The sequence below is a fragment of the Candidatus Leptofilum sp. genome, assembly GCF_965223285.1.
Lineage (GTDB): Bacteria > Chloroflexota > Anaerolineae > Promineifilales > Promineifilaceae > Leptofilum.
Genome location: NZ_OZ244997.1, coordinates 1,480,309 through 1,498,922 on the forward strand (window position 1 = coordinate 1,480,309; position 18,614 = coordinate 1,498,922).

Annotated in this window: 16 protein-coding genes and 3 tRNA genes; 10 read left to right on the forward strand and 9 right to left on the reverse strand. The window is 49.2% G+C overall.

The annotated features are described in order from the left end of the window. Positions 1-15 precede the first annotated feature (15 nt). The 4 genes from ACOQPU_RS06885 to ACOQPU_RS06900 all read right to left on the reverse strand — a co-directional run bounded on the left by ACOQPU_RS06885 (position 16) and on the right by ACOQPU_RS06900 (position 4,508). Entirely contained in the window at positions 16-846 is an 831-nt protein-coding gene (locus ACOQPU_RS06885; RefSeq protein ID WP_420644386.1) for a serine/threonine protein kinase, read from the reverse strand. A gap of 338 nt (positions 847-1,184) precedes the next feature. Then, positions 1,185-2,048, reverse strand: a complete 864-nt coding sequence (locus tag ACOQPU_RS06890; RefSeq protein WP_420644387.1) for a hypothetical protein — start codon at positions 2,046-2,048, stop codon at positions 1,185-1,187. Between the two features lie 108 nt (positions 2,049-2,156). Then, on the reverse strand, positions 2,157-3,485 hold the full coding sequence (locus ACOQPU_RS06895; RefSeq protein WP_420644388.1) for a multiheme c-type cytochrome: 1,329 nt from the start codon (positions 3,483-3,485) through the stop codon (positions 2,157-2,159). Between the two features lie 186 nt (positions 3,486-3,671). Next, positions 3,672-4,508 (reverse strand): Crp/Fnr family transcriptional regulator, encoded by an 837-nt coding sequence (locus tag ACOQPU_RS06900; RefSeq protein ID WP_420644389.1) that lies wholly within the window; start codon positions 4,506-4,508, stop codon positions 3,672-3,674. Positions 4,509-4,520: 12 nt separating this feature from the next. Between ACOQPU_RS06900 and ACOQPU_RS06905 the strand changes: the two genes are divergently transcribed. Beyond that, positions 4,521-5,228: a response regulator gene (locus ACOQPU_RS06905; protein ID WP_420644390.1), complete on the forward strand. Its 708-nt coding sequence runs from the start codon at positions 4,521-4,523 to the stop codon at positions 5,226-5,228. 94 nt (positions 5,229-5,322) lie between these two features. Further along, entirely contained in the window at positions 5,323-6,990 is a 1,668-nt protein-coding gene (locus ACOQPU_RS06910; RefSeq protein ID WP_420644391.1) for a GAF domain-containing sensor histidine kinase, read from the forward strand. Positions 6,991-7,009: 19 nt separating this feature from the next. Here ACOQPU_RS06910 and ACOQPU_RS06915 read toward each other — a convergent pair whose 3' ends face one another. Beyond that, a complete protein-coding gene (locus tag ACOQPU_RS06915; RefSeq protein WP_420644392.1) occupies positions 7,010-7,438 on the reverse strand; it encodes a CBS domain-containing protein in 429 nt (142 codons plus the stop codon). Positions 7,439-7,812: 374 nt separating this feature from the next. On the opposite strand from ACOQPU_RS06915, the gene ACOQPU_RS06920 reads away from it, so the two are divergent. Beyond that, the gene (locus tag ACOQPU_RS06920; protein WP_420644393.1) at positions 7,813-8,226 is read left to right on the forward strand and encodes a hypothetical protein; all 414 of its coding nucleotides are present in this window, start codon (positions 7,813-7,815) and stop codon (positions 8,224-8,226) included. A gap of 10 nt (positions 8,227-8,236) precedes the next feature. On the opposite strand, the gene ACOQPU_RS06925 is transcribed toward ACOQPU_RS06920, so the two are convergent. Continuing rightward, the gene (locus ACOQPU_RS06925; protein WP_420644394.1) at positions 8,237-9,232 is read right to left on the reverse strand and encodes a dihydroorotate dehydrogenase-like protein; all 996 of its coding nucleotides are present in this window, start codon (positions 9,230-9,232) and stop codon (positions 8,237-8,239) included. 226 nt (positions 9,233-9,458) lie between these two features. Between ACOQPU_RS06925 and ACOQPU_RS06930 the strand changes: the two genes are divergently transcribed. The 6 genes from ACOQPU_RS06930 to ACOQPU_RS06955 all read left to right on the forward strand — a co-directional run bounded on the left by ACOQPU_RS06930 (position 9,459) and on the right by ACOQPU_RS06955 (position 11,474). Then, complete coding sequence (locus ACOQPU_RS06930; protein ID WP_420644395.1) at positions 9,459-10,148, forward strand: DsbA family protein; 690 nt, start codon at positions 9,459-9,461, stop codon at positions 10,146-10,148. A gap of 4 nt (positions 10,149-10,152) precedes the next feature. Next, positions 10,153-10,614: a vitamin K epoxide reductase family protein gene (locus ACOQPU_RS06935; protein ID WP_420644396.1), complete on the forward strand. Its 462-nt coding sequence runs from the start codon at positions 10,153-10,155 to the stop codon at positions 10,612-10,614. Beyond that, entirely contained in the window at positions 10,604-11,074 is a 471-nt protein-coding gene (locus ACOQPU_RS06940; protein ID WP_420644397.1) for a CBS domain-containing protein, read from the forward strand. The genes ACOQPU_RS06935 and ACOQPU_RS06940 overlap by 11 nt, the downstream gene beginning before the upstream one ends. A 54-nt stretch (positions 11,075-11,128) precedes the next feature. After that, positions 11,129-11,202, forward strand: a tRNA-Pro gene (locus tag ACOQPU_RS06945). Between the two features lie 86 nt (positions 11,203-11,288). Next, positions 11,289-11,359: transfer RNA gene (locus tag ACOQPU_RS06950), tRNA-Gly, on the forward strand. Between the two features lie 43 nt (positions 11,360-11,402). Further along, a tRNA-Ile gene (locus tag ACOQPU_RS06955) sits at positions 11,403-11,474 on the forward strand. Positions 11,475-11,485: 11 nt separating this feature from the next. Here ACOQPU_RS06955 and ACOQPU_RS06960 read toward each other — a convergent pair. Beyond that, positions 11,486-14,233 carry a protein O-mannosyl-transferase family gene (locus ACOQPU_RS06960; RefSeq protein ID WP_420644398.1) on the reverse strand — a complete coding sequence of 916 codons (2,748 nt, stop codon included), beginning with the start codon at positions 14,231-14,233 and terminating at the stop codon, positions 11,486-11,488. Between the two features lie 273 nt (positions 14,234-14,506). Then, the gene (locus ACOQPU_RS06965; protein ID WP_420644399.1) at positions 14,507-14,680 is read right to left on the reverse strand and encodes a hypothetical protein; all 174 of its coding nucleotides are present in this window, start codon (positions 14,678-14,680) and stop codon (positions 14,507-14,509) included. Between the two features lie 236 nt (positions 14,681-14,916). Between ACOQPU_RS06965 and ACOQPU_RS06970 the strand changes: the two genes are divergently transcribed. Continuing rightward, on the forward strand, positions 14,917-17,580 hold the full coding sequence (locus ACOQPU_RS06970; RefSeq protein WP_420644400.1) for a tetratricopeptide repeat protein: 2,664 nt from the start codon (positions 14,917-14,919) through the stop codon (positions 17,578-17,580). Between the two features lie 6 nt (positions 17,581-17,586). Here ACOQPU_RS06970 and ACOQPU_RS06975 read toward each other — a convergent pair whose 3' ends face one another. Then, positions 17,587-18,579, reverse strand: coding sequence for a metallophosphoesterase (locus ACOQPU_RS06975; RefSeq protein ID WP_420645818.1), 993 nt, complete (start codon positions 18,577-18,579; stop codon positions 17,587-17,589). Positions 18,580-18,614 lie beyond the last annotated feature (35 nt).

Below are 18,614 nucleotides of genomic sequence, written 5' to 3' on the forward strand. Positions count from 1 at the left end.
CAGTGATGAGCGACTTTAAGATTCGCTTTTCTTAATCAATTCTTTGACTGCCTGAACTAGCTCATCCACGGTTTGATACCGATCTTGTGGGTCTTTTGCAAGTGCTTTTTGCAACAATTCGTCCCAGGGGGATGGCAGGGTGGGGATAGCTGCCTGAACGCTGGGAATGGGATTGTTGAGATGCGCCATCACTATGCTCACAATTGAGTCTCCCTTGAAGGGTAATTCGCCTGTGAGCATGAAGAATAGGACGATGCCCAGAGCGTAAATGTCGGTACGGCCGTCCAGCTCTTTGGTGCCCTGAATTTGTTCAGGGCTCATATACTCAACCGTGCCAATCATGACGCCCGTGCCGGTAATGCCTTTGGCTGCTTGCAAATTTTTGGCTGTGCCAAAGTCGGAGAGGAAGGGTTCATTACGGCCGTTAAACAAAATGTTGGCAGGCTTAATATCTCGATGCAGAATGCCTTTTTCATGGGCTTCGCCCAAAGCAGCTCCCACACGTTCGATAATGTAGCTCGTCTCCTCCAATGGGAGCGCACCATTTTGCAGCCGCGCTTCCAGGGTGCCACCCGGCATGTAGCGCATCACAATGTAAGAGAGGTCGCCCTGATGCCCAAAATCGTAAATGGGAATAACGGCCGAATGCTCCAGCGCGGCAATTGTTTCAGCTTCTTGCTGAAAGCGATCATAAAAGTTGGGGTCGGTGGCCAACATTTTGGCAGAAAGCACCTTCACCGCTACCTTCCGCCGAATCATGGGGTCTTCTGCCAGAAAAACGGCCGCCATGCCGCCCCTGGCAATCTCTTCAATGATTTTGTAACGGCCAATTCGCTCTGGTGTCATCGTTTCTCCCGGAGATGGTTGAGCTGGATTTTATTCCAATGTGTAGCTGGATTCAAATGGGAAGGGAAAACGCGTAAAGGTAGTTTGTTGAGGTATATCGTTTGGTAGAGACAGATTGGGGTGGATGTTGTGGGGGCGAGCTGGCGGGAGGAATGCCACTCTGCTACAGGGTTAGGCAGAAAGCCCAGTTTTATTATAAGAAACGGCCGTCGCCCGAATGTACCTACTCACCAACATTTGCCCTGCTGTCAGCAAATAATGGAGGCAGATAACTATATTGAACGAAACGACCGTTTCTGAAAATTGGTATAAACAGTATCAACAAGAAGAAAAATGAGCTATTCTTCAGTCGCCTCTTTTGGCGAGAGCAGCGCAAGGATGCCAACCAAACCCATGTTGGTGTAGAGCAACGGCGACATAAAAGGTGCGCCGCGCAAGAACCGTTCAGGAACGATAGTGCTTTGTGAAGTCAGGTCAGCTTGAACATGGAAGTACGTTCCCAAAACCCCTACCACAATCATCAAAACCATGGCAGCAAGATAAATGGTGACATCTTCTGCTGTCAATTTCCGATTGACGGCACCCATTCCCGCAGAAACGGCCGTAGCAAATACCCCAACGACAAACGGTGCCCAAAGCCAGGGATTTTCCCAAGGGTGCCGTGCATGATCCAGCGCGCTGCTCACCAACGCCGCTAATGTGCCTAGACTTACCAAAAAGAAGTAAGCGCGGGTTTTGCTGTACGGCATTTGTACCGTGCGCCCGAACGGAATCTTAAGGCGACCACTGCCAGACGGTGACTCTTCCCAGGCAGCACTGAGGCCAAGCATGCCAATGCCAGCAAAGGCAAAAGGTGCCAAGAACGGTGGTGCCCAGACCAGCAGACTCAGCGTTACGCGCTGTCCAATCGGCGCAGTAGGTAAGGTGCCTCGCACCAGGTGGAAATACGCCCCCAACACCCCAACGATGATACTGGCGATGAAAACGGCCGTGGCCAACCAACTAGCCGTTCTGCGATTGCGCAAGGCAATCATTCCAGAGATGAGAAGTAAAACACCGGCCACTGGCCCGAAAATGATCGGAATCCATTCACGGGGTTGTATCGTATTGTTTAAAACATGAGCTAGGAACGTATCCAGTCCCAGCATAATTTCATTAAAGGCAGCCATCAGCAGCATAGCCTGATCGCGAGAAATGGGCACACGCCGCCGCCTGGCCCTAGGAAAAACAGTTGCTAAATAGTTCATATTGAGATTGCCAAAAACCGCCGGGCGTGATCAATACAAATTGATCACGCCCGGGGATGGGGATTAATTACTATCAATTGGACCAGGAGGGCCGGGATCAATGGGTTCCATGCCAGCTTCTTCCAGCTTGTCATTCACCATTTCAATCAGCTCTGCCCGATCGTGTAAGATTTCGTAAGCACCATGCCACTGCACGTAATCGGCACCTTGCATCCAGGTGCCAAATTTAGCAGTACGGCCCCAATGATGCCACAGGTTAAAGTAAACGAAATCAATCGGTTCGTCGAACGGTTGGGCAGTTAATAACCCATTATCTTTCAATGGTTGAATGATTTCATCACTTTCAACAACCCAAGCATTAACTTGCTCAACAGCTTTGTCTGCATCCGTATAGAATGTTTCAATAAAGTTGCTGTTGTGGCATTCAGAACAAACCCCTTGCATCCGAGTCATATTGTCTTGCCAGGCGGGACGTCTTGAACTAATTGGTGCAGCCAGGTTCCACGTGAGCCGGTCGCCAACGTCGTGGGTAGTAGCTGTTGGGCCAAATCCGCTCATATGACAAGTAGCACAGGTAGGCGCGGGGAAGTTGGTGGTATCAAGCGTACCTGGTTCGGCTTCCCAATCCCAGTTGTGTCCATCTGTAGCGTAAGCAATACCGTGTGGTGATTCCTGATAGATTTCCCACTGCGGATGATCTGGGCCGATATGACATGCATTACACGTTTCTGGTCGGCGAGCCTGCTCTAAGCTGAACTCATGGCGCAAATGGCAATCCTGACACTGACCTACAGAACCATCTTCTGCTGGCTTGCCGATGTCATGGCAGCTTTCGCAAGCAAATTTAGTAATGGCCGGCCCCTCAATGGCATGAAGTGAATTTCTGGCTCGTACCTTATCATCACTGTAGCCACCTTCAGGAATGGATGAATAAATATCCAAAAGGTCTTCAGATAGCACCTCTTGCCCGGCATAGGCTACATAGGAAGGAAGCCCATGACGACTTTGATTATATTGGGCCACTTCATTTTCATGGCAAGATTCGCACATTGCTGTGGTTGGTGAATTAAGCACATAAGTTTCCTCATGCTCAACTGCACCTGGGTAATCGGCATCAACCTCATGGCAGTCGCGGCAGGTTACCTCTGCGGCTGCCATCGTGCTATGTCCATACTGTTCAACAATGCCGGGTGTGTTGCGTTCGTGGCAAACAACACAATCGTCATCGCTGTCCGCAAGAACGTTGACACGTTCATCACCGTTTGCATTCTCGCCGGAATTACTTACGGCCATGATAACCAAAGTTAACCCAGCAACAATCAACACAGCAATGATGCCGAGGATGAGCAGCCGAAACGAGCTGCTGCTATTCGTAGATGATTGTTGACTCATAAACTATCCTCCTGTGGATGTTTAACTTAAAAATCGCCAGGGACATAAAAGCCCCTCGAGGAACAGTATAACGGTTACATATACAGCTTTCTTTGCGGTGGCGCAATTAACGATGATCTTTTACGAAATTGTTTAGGATTTAGAAGTAAATTTAAGCTGAATGTTAGATGTAAATCTGAAGGATTTTTATTGTAGGTGATGGTTATCGTCGCTAATGGCTTTTAGCATATCATACTTCTTTATGTGCAACCATCTTCTGTTGGTACCAATGACCCCATCTTTTTCCCATTTGCTACAAATACGGCTAACTGTGTAGAGCGTGGTGCCTGTCATTTCTGCAACCTGCTGTCGTGAGGGGGGTGGGGACAGCCAAATGCCTTGAACATCACATTTCCCACTTTTGTGGGCAATTTTCAGAAGTGTTCGAGCAATCCGTTGCTCTGCCCGTTCTGTAGCAAGTTGACGATATTGGTTTTGTAAAACGACAAACCGTTTCGTCATCATTTGAAGGGCATTAAGGGCTAGACGGGGAAATTGATTGATAAGCGCAGCTAGCGTGGTGTTAGACCAGCTAAGTAGAAGGCAGTCAGTCGCGGAAACGGCCGTAACCGGGTACGCTTGATCTGGAAAAAGTGCCAAAATCCCGATTTCATCACCAGGACTCAGGTAATGCATGATGACCTGTTGTCCTTTTATAGTGAGTTGACTTAGATGAACGATCCCACGTACAAGGATCGATATCGTATTTGCTGATTCATCCTGGTGAAAAATATAGCTGTCCTGACTGAACTTTTCTAAAACGCCAACCTTACAGATTGTCTCTAATTCTGAATCGCTAATTTCCTGAAACAATGTACTGTTTTTTAGTAGTGCAAGGTGTTCAGCTTTTACTGTAAATTGTGATGCGGTTTGAGAAAACATACAGCCTCGAATATTTTGACAATAAAATTCAGCCACAAAGATACTTTTACCGGCACCAATTACATAGTGAATAACATCACGCGTATTTTTGCGTTTGATCATTTGTTTTAACAAATGTTAGAACTTATTTTGTTGAACCAAGTAGAAAAAGCTATACTTATAGATATGTCACGATTACGTATCCTTCTAGTAGACGATCATGAAGTCGTTCGCTTGGGTTTAAAGAGCCTAATAGAACGAAACCCCGGTTTTGAAGTGATAGCTGAAGCCTCTGCACAGCAAGAAGCTGTTAACAAGGCACTGGCGCATAAACCAGACATTGTTTTGATGGATATTCGATTGGCAGGTGGCAGTGGTATTGAAGCGTGTGAACAAATTATGGCTAATTTGCCAAATACCAAAGTGATCATGCTTACCTCCTATGCAGAAGACGATATGTTGTTCGCCGCCATACGGGCAGGGGCCTCTGGCTACGTTTTGAAGCAGGTGGGCAGCAATGATGTGGTTAGAGCAATTGAAGCCGCGGCTCGTGGTGAGGCTACCCTAGACCCTTCGCTGACACAGCGCATTTTTAATGAGATGCGCCGTTCAATTCAGCAGGAAGAATCAGCGGCTTTCAGCGATTTGACATCACAGGAAATGCAGGTTTTGTCTTTAATTGCCGAAGGCAGAACAAATCGTGAGATTGCTGAAGCACTCTACTTGAGTGAAGGGACGGTTCGTAACTACGTAAGTGGTATCTTATCGAAGCTAGAGGTTTCTAACCGGGCGGAGGCTGCCGCCTACGCAATTCAGCATCACCTAAAAGATTATCTGAACTAACAGACGGATCCAATTCTTCTTTCAATTTGAAGGTTGCTATTTTCTGTGCCTATCGTTGATTAGACATTGTTTGGCAGTTAGGAAAAGGATTTAGATGATCACAAATGGTCGTACTATAGATTTACTTCTGGAAGCCGTTTGTCAAGCAACGTTGGAAATATCTCAGGCAGGAAATTTACCAGGAACGTTGCAGCGCATTGTAGATATTGGTCGCGAGCTTCTTTCTACAAAATACGCTGTTTTAGCTACTTTTAACCAAGATGAAATACCGTCTAGCTTTGTTTACTCTGGCATTGATCCGTCATCAGCAAAATTGATTGCTCATTTGCCTATGGGAATTGGCTTGCTGGGAGACATTGCAGAGAAGAAACAGACCTTTCGGATTGATGAGCTAAAAGCGCATCCTCGTTTTACAGGGTTTCCATCTGGTCACCCAGAAATGAATACTTTCTTGGGGATGCCGTTAATGAGAGATGGTATTGTTTACGGCCGTATCTACCTTGCGGATAAGCTCAATGGGGAGCCTTTCACCTCTACCGATGAGCAGGTATTACAACTGTTTACCTCACATGCGGCCGTAGCCATCCAAAACGCCAGACTAATCGAATCAAACCTTGCCGATCGCCAGCAGCTCCAGCAGAAAAATCGGCAATTGGCGGCTATGGATAAGGCGACGATGGCTATTTCTGGTGAGCTAACCTTGGATAAGGTGTTGCAACAAATTGTCGATGTCGCCCGCGACTTAGCCGATGCAGAATATGCGGCCCTGGGCGTGCCAAACAGCCACGGTTACCTAGATACCTTTGTGGATAGTGGCATGGATCAAGAAGTATCTACCGAAATTCCTCACCTGCCCAAGGGACTTGGTTTGCTGGGGGCCATCATTAAGGAGCGAAAGACCATTCGCGTTCCGCGAATCTCAGATGATCCCCGGTCGGTTGGCTTCCCTGAGGGCCATCCCCCGATGGTGCCGTTTTTAGGTGTACCTGTCATTGCCGGTGGCGAGACATTGGGCAACCTGTATTTAACTAACAAAATCGGGGCGGATGAATTTACTCAGACGGACGAGGACTTGGTGGAGTTGTTAGCTGCCCACGCGGCCGTTGCAATTCAAAATGCGCGTTTGTATGAGCAAGTCGGCCGTTTGGCCATCGTAGAAGAACGCACCCGCATCGGTATGGATTTACACGATGGTATTATCCAATCAATTTTTGCCGTCGGCCTGACATTAGAATCCACAAAACTTTCCATGCATACAAATCCCGACGACGCTGATAACTTGTTGTCTCACGCCATTGAAGCCCTCAACACAACTATTCGCGATATTCGTAACTTTATTTTAGATTTACGGCCGCATCGTTTTCAGGGTAATTTGGAGCAAGGATTGGGTCGGTTGGTTCGTGAGTTCCAGGCTAATACAATGGTAGCGGTTTCGCTTTCAGCCCAGCAAGACGATCTAACACAGGTGTCAGCTTCTGTTGCCCGGTCGCTCTTTTTAACAACGCAAGAAGCCCTGGCCAACATTGCCCGTCACGCTAATGCAGAACAGGTTCTAATCAATATTGATGTGCAAGATGGCAACGTCATTTTGCGGATTATAGATGATGGACGGGGTTTTGATATGGCATCAAAAAATTATTCTGTAGGGCACGGCTTGTCTAACATGCGCGCTCGCGCTGAAGATATGAATGGCACATTCAAAATACAGTCTACGCCGGGCAATGGAACCCGATTAAAAATTGCGTTTCCACTAACTGGTTAGCTGTGTTGGTCGGCTCGGTTCAACCGGGAATGACATCTTCTGCTAATGCACGAGCTGCGTAATCCAGAAAATCAGTCACCGTAATAATCCCAACAACAGTATCATTTTCTAAAACAGGTAATGCACCAAATTTATATATGCTTAACATTTCTGCCGCGCGATAGGCGGGCGTGTTGGGCGTCACAGTAATTGGATTAGGTGTCATGCAGCTTTCCGCTGTTACATTGTCCAGCAGCTCCTCATCTTGCCACCGCCCGTGCAGCACCACGGGGGAGTTCATCACCAGGCGGACGTCACGATCCGTAATAATGCCAACCAACTTTCCATTTTCCAACACCGGCAATTGACGACATCCTTCCGTTTTCATGACGCCAATAACGGTACGCATGGGGGTGTTTGGGGCAACGCTGCTAGGAATAACAGTCATTAACTCATTTACGGTAACCACGATCTTCTCCTGTTTGGGCTAAACGTGGGATTCCTGATATTGGCAGTTTAAATCATTGTGATTATGGTAACTCGTGGCAAATGTCATGAATGGCAGATGACTTTCATCGGCAGAAATTCGCGCGTTTTGTGAATAGAATGAAGGTGTATCTGTGTCGGTTTTGAAATATGAGAATGATTCGTCCATTCGTGACAAGAATATGCAATTGGCGGATGGACAGAAAGTAAGGCTTCAATTTTGTTACAGAGCCTTCCTGGGGTTTGTTTGAGTCGGGTGACATTGCGCCTGAGCATTCATGACAATTGTCACTGGTTGCTACAATCACTGGAACTTATCCTTTTTTGGAATATGGATAAGTAGGCTTTATAGTTATTATGATTGGATTAATGGAACCAATTCGCCTAATCATCATTGACCAACATACAGGTGTACGCAGTGCTTTACGCATAAGATTGCGTTCTGCTTCCGGCATTAACATTGTGGCGTCGGTAGATGCAGATGAGGCACTTCAGCTAGCTCCAGGTGATTTTAGCCCAGATGTAGCAGTTCTTGGATTGACTGGGCGGAATGATGAATTGAAAAAGATGGTGGCACTGGTTGAGCAGCTCGTGGAGGGTGGCACGGCCGTTTTGGCTTTGTCATCATATATTGATGTGGTAGCCCGTGAGTTGGTTTTAGCGGCAGGTGCCAGCGATTACCGCCTGAAAAATATTAACACTCCTGAACTGATTGCTGAAATTAGACTGTTAGCTGAATCTCACCACCAAGAGTGGCAAGATAATCATTAAACCCCTTCGCTTACTCTTCCAAAGATTTCAGTACATTCATATAGTTGGCGCGTTCAAAGGCCGCAGGGTCTGTAACCCGCTGTTGGCTAAGCACACCCTGTAACGCAGCAATGCTTTCTTCCCCATTTTCTTCCAGCCATTGCTCAACTTCTGCCAGCATGGTTTTAATGTACTCAATGCCATTTTTTAGCAGCACAGAAGCAACGGCCGTTACCTTGGCCCCCGCCATCATACATTTAATAATGTCAGTGCCGTGCTCAACACCACCTGTGACCGCAATATCGGCCTTGATGATGCTGGATAGAACGGCCGTCCAGCGCAGCCGTAAGCGCAACTCTGCTTGTGTACTCAAATCAAGGCTAGATACAATCTCCCGCGTGGCTAAATCAATATCTGGTTGATAGAAACGGTTAAAAATAACCAGACCATCGGCTCCAACGCTGTCTAAATTGCTAGCCATATGCGCCAGGGCACTGAAGTAGGGACTCAATTTAACGGCGACCGGAATCTTTACGGCCGCTTTTACATCGCGCACCAAGTGCAAATACATCTCTTCAATCTCTCGGCCGCTGATATTTGGCTTGGTTGCCAGGTAGTAAATATTCAACTCCATGGCATCTGCCCCAGCGGCCTCTAATAGCCGACCATATTGCACCCAGCCACCACTATAGTACCCATTTAAGCTGGCAATTACCGGAATTGAGACGGCCTTTTTTGCCTGGTAGATGTGCGCCAAATAGCCATTGGCCCCGCGATTATATTCCTTCATCTCCGGTAAATGTTGCAAAGCATCTGGCAACGTACGTTGATTGGCAGAGGTTACCTTGTCTACGCCTAGCCCTTGAAGCTCAATTTGTTCTTCAAAGAGGGATGGCAGCACGATAGCAGACGCACCGGCCAACTCCATACGCTTCAGATTATCAATGTAAGCTGTTAAAGGGGAAGCTGAAACGATAAGAGGGTTTTTAAGCGTGATGCCAAGATACTTTGTACTTAAATCTGTCATCGAATTCTCCTCTGATGACCCTGGTTCTTGTTCAAAACAAGTGATGCCCACTTGCTCAGAATGGTTCATTCGGGTCAATAAATGACGGGGTGCTGAATCTTAGCCGATTTATAAAAAATCTACCAGCGATGACAGATGTCAGGACTGAATTGTTACTTCCAACACTCGTTGGTTATAATCTACGGGATAGACTGAAGTCAATCAAACTACAAAAGGGACAGTATTAATGACAAAACGTGCAAGAACTCGTAAATCAACAAAGAAGCAAACGAATTGGCTCCTAGTCGGCGGGCTGATTGTTGGTGGCGTTGTAATTTTCATTGGCCTGATTGCCCTGGCTTTTCGTGAGCCAAACCGCTTAAGTTTGCTGGGATTCTGCAATAATAACCCGGACAACTGCATTGTTGTGGGAGATGCAGATGCAGAGGTTGCGGTTGTAGAAGTTTCTGATTACGGTTGTTCGCACTGCCGCGACTTTAACCTTGAGACTGGCCCTCTGCTCGATGCTCAATACATTGAGCCAGGCGAGGTAAAGTGGGTAGTTGTACCTTTTGCTTTGCAAAACCAGGCTGGTGTCTTCCCAACAATGCCGTCCGCAGTAGCGGCGATGTGTGCCAATGATCAGGGGGCATTTGCCGATTTTCATGAAGCGTTATTTGCGCTTCAGGGAACGGCGAGCTTCAACACGGAAGCTGGATTTTTGCAGGCGGCAGATTCTTTAGAAATGGATATTGACGCCTTTAGCTCCTGCCTGGATGATAATCCATACGCAGATATTATTTTGGAAAATGTAACAATGGCCCAACAAGCAGGTGTTAATTCCACCCCCAGTTTTTTCATTGACGGGAACTTGTTGCCAGGAAATCAGCCCTTATCGGTCTTTCAGCAGCGGATAAATTCACTATTGGGGTCGTAAGCCTATGAAACAAGATTGGCAGTTGCGCCTAATACAACTTTTGTCTGTGCCGGGCATGTTGTTGGCTTACTATTTGTTTCTATTTCATGAGGGTGTGCTCATTGTTGGCTGCAAAGTGGGGAGTATTTTTGATTGTGGCGTAGTAAGTGGTCCGGGTGCGCCGTACGCTTCAATTGGGCCGGTGCCGGTTGCGTTCATTGGTTTAGTGGGGTATGCAACTATTTTTCTGCTTGCCTGGCTGCGAGATTGGGAACATCCTTTGGTAGATTATTTGCCAGAAATCATGGTGGCGGTGACAGGTTTCGCCTTGTTGTTTTCGTTAGGGCTTACCGTTGTTGAGGCAGTTGTCATTCATGCTTTTTGCCAATATTGCGTTGTTTCGGCCGTATTAGTGGTAATTCTATTTGTTCTGGCGTTGAGCTACCTGCGTAGTGAAAATGCGGGGAGGGCACAAGATGCGTCTTGAGTTAGTAAAAGATTGGATGAGTCGGGATGTTATAACGGCCGTTCCCACAATGGGGCTGCTTGAGGCAGATGCGTTACTCAAGGAACACCAAATTCGCAGGCTGCCCGTTTTGGAAAACGGCCGTCTTGTCGGTATTGTCACTTATGGGGATATTCGCGAAGCCAGGCTGTCTGACGCTACCGCATTAAGCACTTGGGAGATGAATTATTTGCTGGCCAGCTTGAAGCTGGCGGCGGTAATGACCAAAGAGCCAGTTTCTATTTCGCCAGCGGCTACCATTGGCGAAGCAGCCGACCTGATGTTAACTCACCGCATTAGCGGATTACCTGTTGTCGACGTGGAAGGCACTCTCGTTGGCATTATCACCGAATCGGACATTTTTCGGATGGTAGCACACCAGTGGCGGCAAACACAGGAAGATACATCCACCAAGCCATACACACATTACGAAGGTGATTAGCTGCTATTGACGCAGCGATTCAGCAACAGTATACTATTTCGTCGTTACGCAATTCGGGGCGTAGCTCAGCTTGGTAGAGCGCTCGGTTTGGGTCCGAGAGGTCGTCAGTTCAAATCTGGCCGCCCCGACTTTCAGTAGGCAGTATTCAGTTTCCTTAATTACCGCACTCAGCAAATTTACTGAATACTGATCACTGTTTACTTATTACCGAAATGCGGCAGTGGTGTAGGGGTAACACAATAGCCTTCCAAGCTCTTGTCACGGGTTCGAATCCCGTCTGCCGCTCTCATTTGCGATAAACCCGTCATTCAAAAGTCGTAAAATATCCGGGCCTGTAGCTCAATGGTAGAGCAGTCGGCTCATAACCGATCGGTTTCAGGTTCGAATCCTGGCAGGCCCATCTTCTCTTCTTTAATCCTCAATTTGAATTTCTCCGAATGGAATCCAGCTCGTAACGGCCGTAATGCGTTCGTCTAAAATAGGCAAGGGGCGATTGGTAAAGGCATCGTAAAGAATGAGCAGCACACCAGCCGTTTGGCCGTTGGTGGCTCTGTTATCTACATACAAGATCGGTGAGCCGGGTGCAGGCTTTTCGCTTTGGCAAAAGCCAATAAAGGTTGCGGGGTTTGGGCGCGGGGGGAAAACGATGGTGCGAGGGGACTGCACCTGCGATCCGTGAATCCATTTGAGCGTGGGTATGCTGCCCATTGCTGGAATGCCATCCACCAGGTCGCACCAGGCCCAGGTAAAGCTACCTGCTTCATAGCCCACAAATCGAGTAGAAATCACATAGTCACGCAGGAGGGGACGGCCGTTTATCAACCACATTGGAATAGCTATCTCCTCACCGGGAGAGAGTGTGGACTGCGCATTTCCAATTGAGCCACCTGCCCAAACGATCCCTTGTCCCAGCGGAACATAATTTGTATGTTCCGAGGCCTCTGGTGGTGCCCAATTGGGTTGGGCAATGCCCCATGGCCCGATGGTTGCCGGCAACTGATTCGGCAGTTCTGCTAGGCTAGGATTATCGTAAGTTGTGCTCCAGTGACCATTTTCATTTTGCCAATGCAAATACAGCCGAGTTTGTCCCGCTATGGTAGCGTCCCAATCGTATCCGACGACGGCTTGCGCGCTGTCGGCTGCTGAAATGGGGCGATGTAGCGGGTTTTGTGTGGCTATAGGCAGGTGGGCTGGCTTTACAGTGAGCGTGCCAATGTCGGCCAATTCGGCGCCACTGCCTAGACGTAGCCTGAATTCGCCAGGGCCTCGCCGCGACGTCAGGCGAAATTGGGTGAGCGTTATGCCTGCCGGTTGGGGACGTGCCAGTAAATCTGCCTGGGCTATAATGTTGCCCGATTCATCTAGCAAATGGACAAAAAACGGAGTTTCTGTGGTTCCTTGCCAGGCCAGCGTCAGGCGTGCTTCGGAACCAATTTCCACTTCGTTTTGCTCGATTGCGTAGCCCAAAATTGTTGCGTCAGCCAAAGTGAGCGACAGTGGCGAGAACTGACTAGGCAGTTGGATGTGTGGCCTTTGGCGAAACAGCAAGGCTTCACCGAGCGGTTCTGCCGGACGGAGCGTACTGTAGGGAGCTTCGTCGATGTAGGTAGTAATGACATTACGGCCGTTTGCCAATCCCTCCTCAATTCGATTCACCCACGTCTGGCTGTATGGGCCTTCGCCGGGAGCCACGTATTCAATCGTTACGTCAGGGCGGTGGCCTTCCACCGTTTGCAAATACCAAAGTGGGGTTGCCCAATGCCAGTTGGCCAGAATCAGGCTGTCTGGTGGGGCACCATCGAGGATGGTTTGTGCATAGTCGCGGGCATCTTCCACCTGGTGCAGCCAGCGGAAGCTGGGCCACCGTTGCCAACCTTGTGCCACTGCTGCGATGAGGAGAACGGCCGTTGCTACCAGCAGTACAGTTCGCCAGGAGTTGGGCTGGGCTGCCACGAAATCCCGTAAGTAGCCACAGGCCAGCCCCACGCAAATGGCTACTGGCAGATAAGCAGGCAGCATATATTCTACCGTTTGCGGGGCGCGGTAGGTGGCCGTAACCAACGTGTGCAGCGCAAATGAACCGCCAAGCAACAGTCCAAGCCGCCAATCTCGCCGCAGCAGCCAAACCAAACCCAACAGTGCGCCCACCAACAGCCACGGTGAAAATTGGAAGGTCAGCACATTCCCCATCACCTTTAGGCGCGGCCAAAGTACCACAGGCTCAACAAAGTAAAAAAAATCCCCCTGAAAGCCAAGTGCCAGGAAGTGGTTCAAAAAGCCAGAGACGGTGTTTAAGCCGTCGCTAGCTCCGGGAACATCGGCTCCGGCGCGCAAGGGCAGGTAGAGCAGCGGTAAAAGTCCGGCAAGGGCAGCTAGCAACGGCCGTTTCCAGCGGGATGGGGTTCGTAAAAATGTGGGATCAATTAGCAGTAAGCCCACAAAAAATACGAGCCCCATGAAAGCTAGGGATAGGTGGTGTGTAAAGCCGAAGCTAAGCGCAGCGGCAAACAGAATTAGATAGCGATCCGTCTTTTCTTTATGACGTTGATGTCGGATGAGTGCAAAAATGGCCAAGGCGGCAAACAGTGCTGTCAGGCTGCGGATGTTGGCGGTGGTGGCCTGTGCCCAAAAGGTAGTGGCTGTCCCAAGGGGGAGTACGGCCGTTGCTGCCGCAAAGTGCTTTCGAGTAAGGTCAAAGACGATCAAGTAGAGTAAGCTAAGCGTCGCGGTGCTGGTGATCAGTGAGAGGAGATTGATTTTGTAAGCGGCCGATGCGGCAATAGGCAGCCAGGTCATGAGCTTGCTTAATAGGGTGTAAAGCGGAAAGCCAGGTGGATGTGCCACCCCCAGCGTAGTGCCGATTAGCTGGAATTCGCCATTGTCGGCGGGCAGCAGCCCCGGTGCCAAGGTGAAAAAATAAAGCAGGCCAAAAAGGAGAACAGTTGCAAGTAAGCCCAGATAAATACGCAGGCGTGGGGTAAATATTTGGGTCGGTAGAGGGAGTTTTTGCAGCAAAACGGCCGTTACCAGCAAAATTGCTAAAGCGGCTACCTGCACATCTGGATGAGGGTATAAAACATAGCCAAGCAGCAGCAAAAGGGGCCAAGTTTGGCTGTTATTGTGGTGGCGTAAACTGAAAATCGCGAACCCCGTTAGCATTGCCGTGAGCCCAAGTGCAATAATCCAACTGACAGCGGCCGAACGAACCATGTAATGCATTGCCCACTGCTCACTCAGTAAGCGGCCAGCAAAAAGCCCTAAACTCAGCGGTGCCATAAGGGCAAGAATTTTGGCGAACGGTTTTGGCCACATAAGGTGGAATTATAACGTGGATGCAGCCACAAGCATCCTGCTGGGTATCAGGCTGCGGTTTGCATGTACTGAGGGTGCGGGATTATTAAGTGGGCCGATTTGAATCGTCTGCTGCTATTGCTATTCAGCTTGCCGGGGATGAAGCTCCTGGGCTTGGTCCGGTGCTTCCCAATCTTCATAACTTTCAGAAAGGCCTTCTTCCTGACTTATTTGAGAGGAGCGCATCAGGGCAGCGACGACAAAAATTGAGACGATCAGCCCCAAAATCAGCCAAATAATGAAAAAGATTTTCATTGGGTGAGTTTTCCAGTCTGCTGCATTCTCTTCCTACAAGTTGCGGCGGTGGAGAGAATTGTATCCTATTTTGAAAAACAGGGGAAATTTGTGGAAGTGGGAAAGTTTTTGAAATCCAGAGCTATTTCAGACGATGACAAGTTACCTTCCCCAATGTATACTACGATTGAAACGCACTGTTTTGTAACGGCCGTATTCAATGTAAAAGCCAATTGACGCCATAGATAAACCAAGCCATGTCTGAAACTGCCACACGCTCGCCCATCGAAGAGATCGGGCAAAAAGCACCAAATCGCCAGCAGGCCAAGCGTTACATCGCCGAGCGGTACGAAGTAGTCAACATGCTGGAAGGTGGCATGGGGCTGGTTTATTTGTGCCGCGACCATTTTACTTCTGAGCTTGTCGCCCTAAAAACATTCAAAACGGAATATTTGTCCCATCGTGCGGCACGCGATCTCTTCTTGCGTGAGGGGACGATGTGGGTGGAGATTGGACGGCATCCAAATGTGGTGCAGGCGTATCGTGTAGAGCGTGTGGGAGACGGCCGTGAAGTTTATTTGGTGTTGGAATGGATTGTGCAGCCGCAGGACAAGAAGTCGCCATCTTTGCGCTCCTGGCTCAAAAAGGGAACACCGCTTGCGGTTGAAGAGTCGATCCTTATTGCGCTGTACGTTGCCAGGGGAATGCGCTTTGCCACGCAAAAGATACCTGGCCTGGTACACCGTGATCTAAAACCAGAAAATATTTTGATTGGGCACGATCATGTCGCGCGGGTGACGGATTTTGGCCTGGCCAGCACATTGTCGGGCCATAGTCCTGGCTCTACCGTAGGGTCTTTGGAAAATAGCCGCGAGAATATCGGCCGGACACAACTAACGCAGGGCGTGGCCGGAACGCCACTGTACATGGCACCAGAACAGTGGCAGCATCAAGGATTAGATGCGCGTGCTGATATTTACGCCTTGGGCTGCATCTTGTATGAGATGGTGGCTGGCCACTTTGCCGCGCAGGGGGAATCCCGCGAGGATTTGCGCGACATTCATGTGAACGGCCGTATCTCCCCTCTTGATGCTTCATTGCCGCTGCCACTGCGCGACTTTATCAATCGCACCCTGTCCATCCCGCGCGAACAGCGTTACCGTGATTGGGCTGAAGTAGAGAAAACGTTAGCGGCCGTATATACAAAAGTAACGGGCGAACCATCCCCCCCAGAATGGGATGGTGCCGAGGAAACCCCAGATGAACGACGGGCTGCTGGCTATTCATACAACACAATGGGATTGTCGTACCTGGATATTGGCAAGTTAGACGTGGCCGTCATGTATTTTGAACAGGCCGTTAACGTGGCGCGCGCCGAAAATATTCGCGAATTGGAAGGAAAAGGGTTAGGTAATCTAGGATTGGCCTATGCTGCTCTGGGTTATATCGAACGCGCTATTGAGTTTCATGAAGAACACTTGGCCATCGCTCGCGAGCTAGGCGATCGTGCTGAACAAGGGCGGTCCCAGGGCAACCTGGGGCTTGTTTATCGGCAAAAGGGCGAACCGGAACGTGCTGTCCGTTTTCATGAGAAAGAGCTGCAAATTTTCCAGCGATTGGCTAATCGCTTCAAAGAGGCAGAAGCATTGCACAATCTCGGTGAAACGTACCGGGAGCTAGGGGATGCTCCGCGTGCTGAGGATTATTTTAAGCAGTCGTTGGCCATTGCCCGTGATATTGGCGACAAAACCCGCGTTGAGCGGATTTTGAACAGCATGGGCAAGGTCTTTCTGGATTCTGGTGAATTTAAGGAAGCGGCTCAACTGTTCAAGCAGACCTTAACCATCTCTCGGCAAATTGGGGATCGTGTGGGGGAGGGTGAAGTATTAAGCAATTTAGCCGAGCTGTATTTTGCCTCTGGCTATATTGAACGCGCCATTGAGTATTACACGTACGCACTCAATATTGCCCAGGAAAGCAATGATCGCCGCAAAACGATCAAAAATTTGCTGCGTCTTGGCGATCTTTATTTAAGAAATGAGAACATTGACGAGGCACTGGCTCATTATGAGAATGGGTTGATTTCTGCCCAAGAGATTACGGATCAGGTTCAGGAGCTAGCCGCTTTTGGTAAACTTGGGGAAGCGTTTGATATTCAGGGCAACTACACAGAGTCCGGCCGCATGTACAAGCGGGGATTGCTGCTGGCGCGGGAACGGAACAACCGTGACATTGAGCAACAGATGTTGCAAAAGCTGGCCAAAGCGTACGAACTTTGGGGAGATTTTAGTCGTGCGGTGACCTACCTGGAGCAAAGTTTGGCGATGGTGCAGGCTAATGAGGACGTAGAGGCTCAAATTTGGCATTGGGGTGAAATGGCACAGCTATTCCGTAAGCTGAACCAGCCACGACCCGCCGAGGAAGCGTATGAAATGCGCTTGGAACTCGCTCGTTCGTTAGCAGATTACGCAGCCATCGCAGAGACACTAGCTGATTTGGGAGATTTATCCCGCGTTTTAGGCGCGCATTCTGAGGCGACGGAATTTTATAAGGATGCCCTTGATCTTGCTGAAGAACATGAACTTTCTTTACAGGAAGCCAATGCCTTGAGCGGCATGGGAATGAGCTTTTTTGAAACGGGTAAGAAGCGGCAGGCTGTGCGGGAGCTGGAGCGCAGCTTGGAGGCGGCCAAAAAGTCGCGCAGCAGTCGGGCTGTGGCCAACGTGAGCTACCGTTTGGCTTTGATCATGTGCAAGCAGGGCCGCTGGGACAGGGCAGAACCCCATGCAAAGCTGGCATTTAAGCTGTACGGCCGTATCCATGACACCATGATGCAAGAACGCGCCGAAAGCATGTTGCAGCGCATTAGAAGCAATAAAGGGAAATCAACTGGCTTCTTCCAAAACTTGCTGGAATCGTAAAAGGGATTAGCTGCGAAAAACTGAGCGAAGATTGGGGATGAGGTCCTCTGCTTTTTCAAATCTTTCTTGCGTGTTAAACAGCAAATAAAGTCCTGCCTCACGTGGGGAAGCATGTTTGGCACTGGCCACACGCAACTGCCGCCGATTGACCAGCTTGTACCCACCACGTACATCAATATGCCCCGTAATCAGGACAGATTGTCGTTCGTAGCCGATAGAGAGGGATTGCAACAAAGTGTTAAGCAACACCTGGTAGCTGCTGTTGCCGTACTCTTTTTCATTGCGTGAGAACATCGCTGGCCAGAGTAGTTCAAAATCTTCATCAGACGTTGCCAGAGTCCCAACGAGAAAATCATCATAGCGTGGATCATCCAAGCCAGTAACGGCAAACCATTTGCGAGCCATCTCGTTGTACGTACGGCCGTGTTTTCTGCGCATAGCTCGTATCAGTTCAGGACGTTCTTCCTTGGTGATTTGCGCCCGTGTGCGCTCCAGGATTTCCCGGTGAGAGAGGTTGAATAATCGTTTAACCCCGTCGGGTTCGCCCAAAGCTGTGCTTGCTCCCGCGTGGCAAATAGAAACCCCACCCGGTGTGCGCACGTAAAACGGCAGCGTGTGTAGAAAGGAGACAATGTGTTGCCGATGCTTCCCCATCGCAAATTCAAAACGAGGCGTGAATAGATCATCACCCTTTTGCAAGATAATGCTGTAAATATGGGGGATTTCGTGGTTGCCGAGAATGCAGATCAAGCTGTCACCCAGCTCATCTTTGAGGCGAATGAGGTCTAAAATGATTTCAACGGATTTGTCTTGAACGGCGGGGGCACTGGCGTGGATTAAATCGCCGTTAAATAGGATCGTATCGGCATGGCCCAGGGCGCGAAGCTCAAAAAATTTGTCGCGGTACCGTTGATAGGCGTCCCAATCTCCATGCAGATCGGTTATCACCATTGCTTGCCCTTGCGTTAAATCTACAACGCGTTTCCACTGATTTCCCACGTGACTCAAATTGTCTCCCGGTAGTTGTTTGCGGC

What these genes read in the sequence shown, in the direction of transcription:
- ACOQPU_RS06885 (WP_420644386.1), bottom strand. Translation starts at nt 846, where the DNA reads ATGACACCAGAGCGAATTGGCCGTTACAAAATCATTGAAGAGATTGCC.
- ACOQPU_RS06895 (WP_420644388.1), bottom strand. Translation starts at nt 3,485, where the DNA reads ATGAGTCAACAATCATCTACGAATAGCAGCAGCTCGTTTCGGCTGCTC.
- ACOQPU_RS06900 (WP_420644389.1), bottom strand. Translation starts at nt 4,508, where the DNA reads ATGATCAAACGCAAAAATACGCGTGATGTTATTCACTATGTAATTGGT.
- ACOQPU_RS06905 (WP_420644390.1), top strand. Translation starts at nt 4,521, where the DNA reads ATGTTAGAACTTATTTTGTTGAACCAAGTAGAAAAAGCTATACTTATA.
- ACOQPU_RS06910 (WP_420644391.1), top strand. Translation starts at nt 5,323, where the DNA reads ATGATCACAAATGGTCGTACTATAGATTTACTTCTGGAAGCCGTTTGT.
- ACOQPU_RS06920 (WP_420644393.1), top strand. Translation starts at nt 7,813, where the DNA reads ATGATTGGATTAATGGAACCAATTCGCCTAATCATCATTGACCAACAT.
- ACOQPU_RS06925 (WP_420644394.1), bottom strand. Translation starts at nt 9,232, where the DNA reads ATGACAGATTTAAGTACAAAGTATCTTGGCATCACGCTTAAAAACCCT.
- ACOQPU_RS06930 (WP_420644395.1), top strand. Translation starts at nt 9,459, where the DNA reads ATGACAAAACGTGCAAGAACTCGTAAATCAACAAAGAAGCAAACGAAT.
- ACOQPU_RS06935 (WP_420644396.1), top strand. Translation starts at nt 10,153, where the DNA reads ATGAAACAAGATTGGCAGTTGCGCCTAATACAACTTTTGTCTGTGCCG.
- ACOQPU_RS06940 (WP_420644397.1), top strand. Translation starts at nt 10,604, where the DNA reads ATGCGTCTTGAGTTAGTAAAAGATTGGATGAGTCGGGATGTTATAACG.
- ACOQPU_RS06960 (WP_420644398.1), bottom strand. Translation starts at nt 14,233, where the DNA reads ATGCTAACGGGGTTCGCGATTTTCAGTTTACGCCACCACAATAACAGC.
- ACOQPU_RS06965 (WP_420644399.1), bottom strand. Translation starts at nt 14,680, where the DNA reads ATGAAAATCTTTTTCATTATTTGGCTGATTTTGGGGCTGATCGTCTCA.
- ACOQPU_RS06970 (WP_420644400.1), top strand. Translation starts at nt 14,917, where the DNA reads ATGTCTGAAACTGCCACACGCTCGCCCATCGAAGAGATCGGGCAAAAA.